Source organism: Streptomyces sp. NPDC005485 (assembly GCF_040606085.1).
Classification (GTDB): domain Bacteria; phylum Actinomycetota; class Actinomycetes; order Streptomycetales; family Streptomycetaceae; genus Streptomyces.
Genome location: NZ_JBEXDZ010000236.1, coordinates 1 through 10,302 on the forward strand (window position 1 = coordinate 1; position 10,302 = coordinate 10,302).

At 69.9% G+C, this 10,302-nt stretch carries 11 protein-coding genes and 2 pseudogenes; 9 read left to right on the top strand and 4 right to left on the bottom strand.

Annotated elements, in window-relative coordinates; all coding sequences use genetic code 11:
- Positions 1 to 168: 168 nt before the first annotated feature.
- From ABZS97_RS41500 to ABZS97_RS41525, 6 genes are read left to right on the top strand one after another with little or no spacing between them, the layout of a single operon-like run.
- Positions 169 to 1,056, top strand: coding sequence for a glycosyltransferase (locus ABZS97_RS41500; RefSeq protein WP_356148112.1), 888 nt, complete (start codon positions 169 to 171; stop codon positions 1,054 to 1,056).
- On the top strand, positions 1,053 to 1,931 hold the full coding sequence (locus tag ABZS97_RS41505) for an aminoglycoside phosphotransferase family protein (protein ID WP_356148115.1): 879 nt from the start codon (positions 1,053 to 1,055) through the stop codon (positions 1,929 to 1,931). The genes ABZS97_RS41500 and ABZS97_RS41505 overlap by 4 nt, the downstream gene beginning before the upstream one ends.
- Positions 1,931 to 2,662 carry a glycosyltransferase gene (locus tag ABZS97_RS41510; protein WP_356148118.1) on the top strand — a complete coding sequence of 244 codons (732 nt, stop codon included), beginning with the start codon at positions 1,931 to 1,933 and terminating at the stop codon, positions 2,660 to 2,662. The genes ABZS97_RS41505 and ABZS97_RS41510 overlap by 1 nt, the downstream gene beginning before the upstream one ends.
- Positions 2,663 to 2,676: 14 nt before the next feature.
- On the top strand, positions 2,677 to 3,555 hold the full coding sequence (locus tag ABZS97_RS41515; RefSeq protein WP_356148121.1) for a PIG-L family deacetylase: 879 nt from the start codon (positions 2,677 to 2,679) through the stop codon (positions 3,553 to 3,555).
- A complete protein-coding gene (locus ABZS97_RS41520; protein ID WP_356148124.1) occupies positions 3,552 to 4,166 on the top strand; it encodes a hypothetical protein in 615 nt (204 codons plus the stop codon). The genes ABZS97_RS41515 and ABZS97_RS41520 overlap by 4 nt, the downstream gene beginning before the upstream one ends.
- 7 nt (positions 4,167 to 4,173) lie before the next feature.
- Entirely contained in the window at positions 4,174 to 5,232 is a 1,059-nt protein-coding gene (locus ABZS97_RS41525; protein ID WP_356148126.1) for a glycosyltransferase, read from the top strand.
- Here the strand turns inward: ABZS97_RS41525 and ABZS97_RS41530 are convergent.
- Positions 5,202 to 6,245 carry a phosphotransferase gene (locus tag ABZS97_RS41530; protein ID WP_356148129.1) on the bottom strand — a complete coding sequence of 348 codons (1,044 nt, stop codon included), beginning with the start codon at positions 6,243 to 6,245 and terminating at the stop codon, positions 5,202 to 5,204. The genes ABZS97_RS41525 and ABZS97_RS41530 overlap by 31 nt on opposite strands.
- Before the next feature lie 253 nt (positions 6,246 to 6,498).
- A pseudogene (locus tag ABZS97_RS41535) lies at positions 6,499 to 6,656 on the bottom strand (NADP-dependent oxidoreductase); the annotation flags it as partial.
- On the opposite strand from ABZS97_RS41535, the pseudogene ABZS97_RS41540 reads away from it, so the two are divergent.
- A pseudogene (locus ABZS97_RS41540) lies at positions 6,656 to 6,987 on the top strand (alcohol dehydrogenase catalytic domain-containing protein); the annotation flags it as partial. The pseudogenes ABZS97_RS41535 and ABZS97_RS41540 sit on opposite strands and share 1 nt — an antisense overlap.
- 138 nt (positions 6,988 to 7,125) lie before the next feature.
- Here the strand turns inward: ABZS97_RS41540 and ABZS97_RS41545 are convergent.
- Positions 7,126 to 7,377, bottom strand: coding sequence for a hypothetical protein (locus ABZS97_RS41545; protein ID WP_356148134.1), 252 nt, complete (start codon positions 7,375 to 7,377; stop codon positions 7,126 to 7,128).
- A 344-nt stretch (positions 7,378 to 7,721) separates the two neighbouring features.
- Positions 7,722 to 8,345 (bottom strand): TetR/AcrR family transcriptional regulator, encoded by a 624-nt coding sequence (locus ABZS97_RS41550; protein ID WP_356148137.1) that lies wholly within the window; start codon positions 8,343 to 8,345, stop codon positions 7,722 to 7,724.
- Positions 8,346 to 8,549: 204 nt separating this feature from the next.
- Here ABZS97_RS41550 and ABZS97_RS41555 point away from each other — a divergent pair, with 204 nt between their 5' ends.
- On the top strand, positions 8,550 to 9,365 hold the full coding sequence (locus ABZS97_RS41555) for an oxidoreductase (RefSeq protein WP_356148140.1): 816 nt from the start codon (positions 8,550 to 8,552) through the stop codon (positions 9,363 to 9,365).
- A 108-nt stretch (positions 9,366 to 9,473) separates the two neighbouring features.
- Positions 9,474 to 10,302, top strand: an 829-nt coding sequence (locus ABZS97_RS41560; protein WP_356148143.1) for an alpha/beta hydrolase, incomplete at its 3' end; no start/stop codon positions are given.

Sequence of the window (10,302 nt, forward strand, 5' to 3'; positions counted from 1 at the left end):
GCCTCGTGGGCCCACGAGGCGGCGTCTTTCCCCATGGCCGACCACATCGCTGGGTCCCCTCGTCCCTCATCACCGGCGGCCTCCCCGCACCGCCCCGCGGCTAAGCACCTCTGGACACGTCGAGCAGCCGCGGGGCGCACCACTCTACGACCGGAAGGCGGACCCGCCGTGTACGCGTTCGGCCTCTGCATCGACCGGCACTACCTCACCCCCGGCCTCGCCATGATCACTGGCCTGGCGGACAGCCTCACCCCCAACGCCCGCAGGACTGCTGCGCTGCGCGTCCTCACTCTCGACCTCGCTCCTAACCACGCGCTGCTCCTCTCCGATCTCGCCAAGCGGGCCGGCTTCGGCTCCTTCGACCTCGCCCACCGCGCCCCGCTGCGCGTCTCGCGGATGGCCGACGCCTCGTACATCACCGTCACCACCTACCTGCGGTTCGAGTTCACGGCGGCGTTCGTCCGACGCCCGTATCTGATCTACGTGGACGCCGACACCCTCGTTCGCGGCGACCTGACCACGCCGCTCAACGCCCTCAACCCCGGTGAACTCGGCGCTGTACCCGACGAGTTCAACCCGGCCGTCGGTGAATGCCCGGCCCTGCCCGGCGCCGCGGAATGCTGGCCGCACCTCAAGGGGCGCCCCTACTACAACGCCGGTCTGCTGTGGGCCCACACCACCGACCTCCCCGCCATCCGGCGCGGCGTCGTACATGCCCTGATCCGGCAGCGTCGGCACATCCTCCACAACGACCAGGACGCCCTGAACCTGTGGCTCCTGCGCACCGGCCGCGTCCGCCCGGTCGACGCCGGCTACAACCGATTCGAAGTCCACCGCTACCTCGAACGCGGCAACTGGGTGCGCCGCGTCGTCACCCGCCCCCTGCGCCCCGATCCGGCCGCAGCCCTCGTCCACTTCGTGGGCCCGGAGAAGCCGTGGCAGACGGCCTGCCCGCCCACGGACGACGTCCGGGAGTACCGCGCCCTCCTGCGGCGCGCCCTGCGACACACCCGCGCACTGGGCGCCGCCCACCCCGAACCCGTGGGGCTTCGATGAGCACGCCCCCTCCGATGGTCTCCCGCGCCTGCGCCACGCTTCTCGGCACGCCTGCCCGGACTGCAGAGCGCCTGAAGACAGGTTCCCGCACCGCCGTATACCGGGCCCGCCTTCGCGACGGCCGGAGCGTGATCGTGAAGCTGTACGCGCCCACCGCCCGCCGCAACGCGCTCACCGAAGCGACAGCGATCCGCGCGGCTGCGGCGGCCGTGCCCGTCCCGGAGATGCTCGGCAGTGGCACCGCCTCGGATGAAGACGCCACCGCGCTCATCCTCTCCGACCTCGGCTCCTGCACCCTGGGCACCGCCGTACGTGCCGGCCGTATCCCCCGCTCTCAGGCGCTCCAGGACCTTGGCGGCCTCCTCGGCCGCCTGCACCGGGCGCCCGTCATGCGGTCGGTGCCACGACGGCCGTTCATCGACGCCGTCTCCGCACTGACCGGCCGCTGCCCGTCCGAACTGCTCGATCGGATCGCCCCCGCGCTCGCTCTCATCGCCGACACCCCCGACACGGCACCGACGGTGTGGTGCCACGGGGACCTCCACTTCGACAACGTCGTCCTTTCCGGCTCCCAGGACACGCGCCATCTGGTCGATTTCACCGACGCCGGCCCCGGCCGGCGGGAGTCGGACGTCGCCCATGCCCTCGTCATGACCGCCGCCCACACACCGTGCGACCGCGAAGCGCTCACCAGCCGATACTCCCTCGCCCTGGACAACGCCCGCCTGTCGGCATGGGTGGTCTTGATCACTGTCCGCTGCTGGGCCTATGCCGCCCCCGGTGAGGACCAAGCGCTGTGGTCGCTCCGCCTGGCCGACCTCACCCACCAGACACCCCACCTGTTCCGCACACAACGCACAGAGAGGACTTCCTGATGACCGGACCAGGACTGGCAGTTGTCATCCCTGCCCACAACGAAGCCGCCTACCTGCCCCACTACCTCCCCACCGTTCTCGCCTCCCTCTCCCGATGGGAGGAGACGAGCGGCCAGCAGGGGGAGGTGATCGTGGTCGACAACGCCTCCACCGACGCCACCGCCGACATGGCTGCCTCCTTCGGCGCCCGCGTCATCAGCGAAAGCGTCCGCAGCATCGGCCGGGTCCGCAACAGCGGCGCAGCCGCTACCGGCAGTCGGCGGCTGTTCTTCACGGACGCCGACGTCGCCCTGCCCGTGGAAGCGGTCACCGCCGCGGCAGCGGCGATGGACGCAGGGGCGGTCGGCGGCGCCATCCCGCCCCTCTACACCCCTAAGAGGCTCGGGGCGCGACTGCTGTGCGCGTACTGGGACCACTACCGCACCGCCCATGGCGGCGCGCAGGGTGTCGCCCAGTTCGTCACCGCCGCGGCCTTCGAGGAGGTGGGCGGGTATCGCGACGACCTGTTCATGAGCGAGGACGTCGACTTCTTCACCCGCCTGACGGCCCATGGGCGTGCCACCGCCGCCCCAGTCGCGATCCTGGACGAGTTGCGCGTACGCCCCTCCACCCGCCGCTACGACCAGTGGTCCAGCCTCCGGATGCTGTGGTGGCAGAACCCCGTGACCGCCCGAATGCGGCTCGGCTCCGCGCGCATGTGGCGCCACTGGTACGAGAGCACCGTCCGATGAGCCAGGAGCCTCCCATGACCGTGGCCCTGCCAGTGCCGGACGCGGAAGGGATCTACACCTTCCCCGACGACCTCCTCCGCGCCCACCAGGAGTGGACCGACCACCTCGTCAAACGCCACCGCTCCCACGACCATCACGTCATCGAGCTGATGGCCCCGCACGACGGCCGCCCCTACTTCATCGAGCGGCGCCACCCGTCCGGCCGCCCCGTCCTCGCCATCGAACCGCACCACGACGACTTCGCTCTGTCGGCCTCCGGAACCTTCCTCGCCCACCCCCGCCGGCTCACAGTGGCCACGGTGTTCACCCGCTCCACCAGCGTCCACCCGGCCTTGGAGGACGCCTACACCACCGAGGCCGCCGTGTCCGACCTGCGCAACCGGGAAGGCGCCGCCGCACTCGCTCCGCTCGGCGCCAACCGGGTCCTCCTCGGCCACAAGGACGCCGACCCGCCGTACCGGCCCTACAGCCCAGACCGTCTGGAACAGATCACCGACGAACTCCGCGAGGTCGTCGACGCCCATCCCGACGCCGAACTCCTCGCCCCGGCCGCCGTCACCCGGCACCCCGACCACCTCCTCGTGCACGAGGCCGCGGTCCGCCTCGGATGCCGGTGGTTCTGGGAAGACCTTGCGTTCTGGTCCACCTACGCGCTCGCCGGATGCGACCAGCGCCTCTTCCGTGCCCGCACCGGCCCGACCATGGCCACCGAACTGGTCGACATCACCGACGTGATCCTCGACAAGACCACCGTCCTGCGGATGCACGGCTCCCAGATGCACCCCGCCCGGAAGATGTACCGGCCTATCCGGCACGCCTGGGCCACCGCCGCCGACCTCCCGGCCGGCACCGGAACCTACACGGAACGCTTCTACCGGACGGAGTCCCCGTGAAGATCATCGCCCTCGAAGGACCCTCGTACGCGGGGAAGTCCACCGCGATACAGCACCTGCGCAACTGCGGCATCGAGGGACGGGCATACGTGTCCGGCTGCTACATCAGGCACATCGCGCACCGCGACGACATCCCCCCGGCCCGCACCGACTCCGCAGCCGCACAACTCGCCGCATTCGAGAAGTTCATGGCCATCGAAAACGCCCGGGTCCGTGCGGCACTCGCCAGCGCCAAGCCCGTAGCAATCCTCGACCGCTCCGTCGACACCCTCCTTGCCCACGGCCACGCCCTCGACGCCCTGTTCGGTTACGACGTCCACCACCAGCTCCGCGACCGACTCCAGGAGCTCCCGTTCCTCCGCCCCCACCACACCCTCTACCTCGACGTACCCGCCGAAGTACTGACCCTGCGCCGCAAAACGGCCGGGCATACGGCAGTCGAGTCCGACTACTTCCTCCACGATCCAGAGTTCCTCGCCCATGCCCGGGACTACTTCGTCTCACGAGCGCAACCGCCGGTCTCGCGGGAGGTGACCGTCATCCCCGCCGACACCGGTCTGACCGACGTCGCCCATGTGGTGGAGGCCCTCGTCACGTTCTGGACGAGGTGACCGGCCGATGCCCACAGCCCTCTTCGCGTGGCGGCGCACCCCACCCCCGCTCTTCATCGGCGGGGCCGAGGTCAGCCAGCAACTCCTCGCCGAGGAGCTCGCCGCAGCCGGCTGGCAGACCGTCTATCTCGGCTCCCACCAAGCGCCCTGGGACCAAGCCACACAGCTGCCACAGCTACGGGCCTTCCTCGACGCCCACCACACCCACCATGCGGCGACGCAGGGCGAACTGCGCTACCGATGGAACGGGGTGGACTGCATCGCCGTACCGCAGCAACGGACTGCGTCCGCCCTCGACAGCCTGCTGTCGAAGCTGCGTCCCGACGTCGTATTCACGTCACAGGAGGGCGCGGCGGACCTTGCCGCCCAAGCCCGGCCCGCCGCACTCGTCGCGGGCATCTTGCACTCCGTATCAAAGACCGGGCTTGGAGTCCTCGCCGGCCAGCCGCACTACGGCCTGGCCGTCTCCGAATTCGTCCGCCGCCGGGCACCGCAGACCGACGGAACCCGTCTCGCCGTCCTCCACCCGCCCTTCGCACCACCCCCGCCGAGCCACCACGTGCCGCGCACCAGGTCGGTGCTCATGGTCAACCCGATCCCCGCCAAGGGCTCCGGCCTCCTGCACCATCTCATCCGCGTCATGCCGGAACAGCATTTCACCCTGGTCGAAGGCTGGTGGAACACCGCCGACCAGTTCGCCGCATACCCCAACGTGACCTTCGTCCCGCGGGTCTATGACATGAACCCCTTCTACCGCAGTCACCGCCTTCTGCTGGTGCCGTCCACGGTGGAGGACGCGTTCCCCCGGGTCATCATCGAAGCCGCGCTGCACGGGACCGTGACCATTGGCACCGACCGGGGCGGCATACCCGAAGCCATCGGCAACACCGGAATCGTCCTGCCTCACACGGCAGAGACCCAGGCGTGGGCGGACGCGATCCGCACCACCGACCACGAGGCTCTCGGAGGGCAAGCACGACGGCAGGCGGCACGTCTTGCCCGGCCGCGTCTGCCGGACCTCCAGGCCCTCGGGATCTACCCTGCGGCTAACGCGTCCTCAACCTGATCGAGCCGGTCGGTCCACCAGTGCAGCAGCGCCTCGTCAGCGGCGAACAGCTCATCGCAGGAGTAGTCACCGCGGTCGTAGTGGAACTCCAGCTGCCAGAAGTCCGTCATCCGCTTCCACCACAGCCTGCGGGCACTGTCCACGAGCGCGGTGACGTCCAACGGCATCACGGTCCGGTAGCCGCGGACGAACGCCGAGACACGGGCGAGGTCGAACACCCCGTCCACCCCGAACTGCACCTGCGCCGTCCGCACGACCTCTTCCGCGTACGGCCGCACACCGACCCGGTCCCAGTCCAGGACGGCGACCAGCTCCTCGCCCTCCCACAGCAAGTTCCGGTACTGGAAGTCACCGTGTGTCCACCCATGGGAACCCGCGGGGGTCCCGTGCTGCGGACGGAGATGAGCGTGCTTGGTGATCAGTGCCCGACGGTGATCGAGAGCAGCGGAAACCGCCGCGTCGAAGGCACTGCCGATCCCTCTGGCGACTACAGCCTCGGACAGCCGGTGGGACTTCTCCACAGCCCTCTCCGGCAGCGTGACATCCGCCGAAACCGTATCGGGCACGGCAGGCAGCAGACCCCTATCGCAGACCCGGTCCAGGCTCAGGTGCAGGCGCCCCAGGTGGGCGCCCAGCGAGGCCGCCTCAGTCAGGCTGAGGTCGATGCCGCGGACGTGAGCACCTGCGGCCCACGGGAACAGGCACCAGACGCCGCCCTCAACCTCAGCGACCAGGGAACCTGTGGTGGTCGTGACCGGAGCGCTGACCGGGATGCTGTCTTCACCGAGTGCGCCCAGGATGCCGAGGTTGCGGCTCAACCGGTCAAGGGAGACGTCGGTGACCCGCTTGAGGGCGAACGCCCCGGCCGGAGTGTCCACCTTCCAGTTCACGTTCATCAGCCCGTCGGCGAGGTGGCGGGGTTCCCGCACCTCTCCGACGCCGAAGGCGTCGGCCAACTCGGCGAGAACGCTGCCGGGGATGGCGGTCCGGTCGGCCACGGTCGCGTCAGTCACCCGGGGGACGATACGCGAGCGCGGCACACTCAGCCATGAGGATCACGCACATCATCCCAAGGTCTGCCACCGGGTCAAGTAGCCGCACCTCGCCGATCCCTGCCGTCGGCGACAGCTTCCGTTTCCGCGCGTCGTGGCCATTGCAGTCCGCGCGTCTCCAGCTCACCGGCCTGCCCGGCGGCCGCGGCCCGGCCGCCAGGTACTCCTGGTACTCGACAGCGGCACTGGCGCACATGGCAGCGCGCACCCCCGACGTCGGCGCGCCAAGCTGCTTGGCGAAGGCGGCGTCCGGCGGGCCGACGACGCTGACGGCCAGACCAGTTCCGCGGTCGCGGCGTTCGCGGTCGTCGCCACCGTGGCGCCCAGGTGTTTGGCGAGTTGGATGACCGTCGACCCGAGGCCTCCGGCACCGGTACGGCAAGGACGGCGCCCGCGCTGCAGCGTACCCGAGCCCACCGTCGCAGACCGTGACGTCCTGGTCAGGGTGAGCGCCGCCAGCATCAACCCGCTGGACAAGATGGTCCGCAACGGGGAGTTCAAGCAACTCCTCAAGTACAAGCGCCCGTTCGTACTCGGCCACGACCTGGCCGGCGTCGTGACGCGAGTCGGCTCCGCCGTACGCGGCCTCGAAGTCGGCGACGAGGTCTACGCCCGCCCGCGCGCCCTGCGGGTGGGGGGCTTCGTGGAGTTCATCGCGATCGACCAGGACGATGTCGCGCCCGAGCCGGCCTCGCTCTCGCCGTAGGAGGCAGCCGCGGTGCCGCTGGTGGCTCTGGCCGCCTGACAGATCTTTGTCGACCATGGCGCGTGAAGCCGGGCCCCCTTCACGTCGGCCGACTCTCTGCGCGGGTGTTCCGGTGGTCGGTGTGATTCTTGGGGCCTAGGCTTGCCTACCGGTTCCCGCTGGACACAGAACGTCCGGGACACCGCCATAGCGATCTCCCGGCCGGGCTCCGTGCTGCCCGACCCGTTCCGGGTCGGCCGCCTGGATGGACGCCAGCGTGGTGCTGCTGTCCCACACGCTGATCTGGACGGCGCCCTCAACGATCTCCAGGTCCAGCAGGCACGGGCCGGTCGCGTACTTGCGGGCGTTGGTGACCGGCTCGCTGACGACCAGCTGCGCCATGCCCATCGCCCGCTCCGACACCGGCAGCCCGCACGGCCTGCACCGTGGCGAGGAAGTCGCGGGCCATGGCACGGGCCTCGGCGATCTCCGCGCCGCCCTGGAACGCGGCACCGGTCCTGATCAGACGGTCGGCAAGCGGGTCCTGGCGCTCATTTTGGGCAGCAGCATCCATGGAACCGCCTCACGTCCGAAGCGCCGAGCAGTGCCCACCCCGCATACCCCCGGAACACCACAGCACGCGCCGGCACACGAGGTCACGGCGGCGCGTAAACCTTCGGGCCGTGCCTCCGCGGCGTCGAAGTGGGCCGACCGCATCAGATGCCTGTGCAACGAGGCCGGCCCTGCCCTTCTCAGCGGTGGCTCGGGCGAGGCAACAACGCGAACGCGCTCTCCGCTATCGACGTCAGGCGGGCGGGACTGTGGCCGTACGCGCCTACGACATCGCTGCCGCGGATGACGGTCAGCAGAAGGTACGCAAGGTCGTCGGGATCCGCGTCGGGGTCGATGTCGCCGTTGCGCTGCGCCGCCCGCACACACTCGGCCACCGCCGTCCTGACCACGGAGAAGCAGTCGTGGGCCAGGCGTTTCACCTCGGCGTCGGAGGCGCCGACCTCCAGGGCCATCTTGGCGGCGAAGCAGGCCGCCGCCGCCCGGTCAGAGGCGGGGGGTACGTCGGGGGCGAGTGGCACTCCGTGGACGGCGCGGAGCAAGTATGCGTGCAGTCGTTCCAGGGCGCCCTCGTCCGGTCCGGCGAGCATCTTCGGCGGACCCTGCCCCAGCCGGGCGAAGTAGCCGGTCATCGCCTGCAGCAGCACGCCGTGCTTGCCGTCGAACGCGGCATAGAGGCTGCCGCGGCCCAGGCCGGTGGCGGAGCTGATGTCGTCGACGCTCGTGCCGTTGTAGCCCGAGGCGCGGAACTGCCGCTCGGCGGCATGGAGGACGTGGTCGCGGTCGAAGCTTCGTGGTCTCGCCATACACCGAAGGTAAAGCCGACCCACCCTTCTTGACAAGTCAGTACAGAACCGCCTAGGTTCCTGACTGTTCAGTACACAACTGTCCTGAGCTTGCCGGACAGGCTTGGTCCGGGCTTGCAGGACCGGTACGGACCGTGTCGGCCTCAGCGCGGGCGACCCCGCACAGCGCACGACGAAGTCATGCCCACAACCGAAGGAACCACCATGCAGACAGCTCACCCAGTGGCCCTCGTGACGGGCACCTCCTCCGGGATCGGGCGGGCGGCGGCGCTCGCCCTCGTGGACGCCGGCTTCGCGGTGGTCGGCACGAGCCGCAACGCGGCGAACGCCAGGCCGCTCGCCGGGGTGACGTTCCTCGATCTCGACGTGGCCGGCGACGAGTCGGTCCGCTCCCTGGTCGGGGAGGTGATCGATCGGTTCGGCCGGATCGACGTCCTGGTCAACAACGCAGGCGTGGGCGCGGTCGGCGCCGGCGAGGAGAGCTCGATCGACCAGGCCAAGCAGGTCTTCGACATCAACGTCTTCGGCCTGATGCGGATGACAAACGCAGTGCTGCCCCACATGCGCGCCCAGGGCAGTGGCCGCGTGGTCAACGTCGCCTCGATGCAAGGTCGGGTCCCAGGGCCCTTCATGGCCGTCTACGCCGCCACCAAGCATGCGGTCGAGGGCTACGCCGAGTCCGTCGACCACGAGCTTCGCGAGCACGGCGTGCGAATGCTGCTGGTCGAGCCGGCCTACACAAGCACGAGTTTCGAGGCGAGCAGCCTGGCACCCGACTCGCCCCTGCCGGTCTACGCCGCACAGCGGGAGATCGCCCGAGACGTGCTGGCCACAGCCCTGCGCACCGCCGACCACCCGGACGTTGTCGCGAAGGTGATCGTCGCGGCCGCCACCGATTCCAAGCCCAAGCTCCGGTACCCCGCCGGCCCGATGGCCAGACGCGTCAGCATCCTGCGCCGGATCGTGCCCTCGCGCGCCTTCGACAGCCAGATCCGCAAGCTCAACCGACTGACCGGCTGACCCCGCAGTACACCCGGCGCCCGAGGAGACGCACATGTCCAAAACCAGCGACACCGAAGCCGGCATCGGCATCTGTCGTCCGGCCGCTCTTGGAAAAGGCTGACACACATGGAGTTCGAACACGTCACCTTCGACCTGCCACACGGCACCTTTCACGCGCTGCAGGGTGGTGATCCCGATGGTCGACCGACGCTCGTCCTGCACGGCTTCCCGGACCATCCGCCGACCGCGAAGCCCTTCCTCGCCGAGCTCGGCCGCCGCGGACGTCACGTGCTCGCACCCTGGCTTCGCGGTTACGCGCCGTCCCCGACCGCGGGGCCGTTCGACTTCGCATCCCTCACCAGCGACGTGCTCGCGCTGATCGACCGCTGGTCTCCCGGGCGAGCCGTGGAGTTGGTCGGCCACGACTGGGGCGCCCTGCTCACCTACAGTGCCAGCGTCACCGCGCCGGAGCGGATCGAACGCGCGGTCACGCTCGCAGTCCCCCACCCAGTCACGTTGCTGAGCCGGCCGCGCCTGGCTCAGCTACGCCGGATCTGGTACATGGGGCTCTTTCAACTGCCGGGAAGCGGCTGGCTGGCCTCCGCCCGCGATCTCGCCTTCATCGACCGCCTCTGGCGTCAGTGGTCGCCCAACCTCTCGCTCGATCCAGCTCTGCAGGCAGAGCTGCACGAGCACCTGCGGGTGAGCATGCCCGCGCCTCTGAAGTACTACCGGGCGATGCTGCGACCCGGCATGATCGGGGCGACGCGCCGCCTGGCTCAGCCGATCACGGTGCCCCTGCTGCAGCTCTACGGTGCCGACGACGGCTGCTTCCTTCCCCCGCAGGTCGATGACCGGCATCGGTTCGCCGCCCCGCACGCGATGGAGGTCGTCCCCGACGTCGGTCACTTCCTGCACATCGAGGCCCCCGAGGCGATCGCGGAACGGATCGCGG

Coding starts and splice junctions, on each gene's coding strand:
- ABZS97_RS41555 (WP_356148140.1), top strand. CDS start 8,550: ATGCAGACAGCTCACCCAGTGGCCCTCGTGACGGGCACCTCCTCCGGG.
- ABZS97_RS41515 (WP_356148121.1), top strand. CDS start 2,677: ATGACCGTGGCCCTGCCAGTGCCGGACGCGGAAGGGATCTACACCTTC.
- ABZS97_RS41545 (WP_356148134.1), bottom strand. CDS start 7,377: ATGGGCATGGCGCAGCTGGTCGTCAGCGAGCCGGTCACCAACGCCCGC.
- ABZS97_RS41510 (WP_356148118.1), top strand. CDS start 1,931: ATGACCGGACCAGGACTGGCAGTTGTCATCCCTGCCCACAACGAAGCC.
- ABZS97_RS41505 (WP_356148115.1), top strand. CDS start 1,053: ATGAGCACGCCCCCTCCGATGGTCTCCCGCGCCTGCGCCACGCTTCTC.
- ABZS97_RS41550 (WP_356148137.1), bottom strand. CDS start 8,345: ATGGCGAGACCACGAAGCTTCGACCGCGACCACGTCCTCCATGCCGCC.
- ABZS97_RS41525 (WP_356148126.1), top strand. CDS start 4,174: ATGCCCACAGCCCTCTTCGCGTGGCGGCGCACCCCACCCCCGCTCTTC.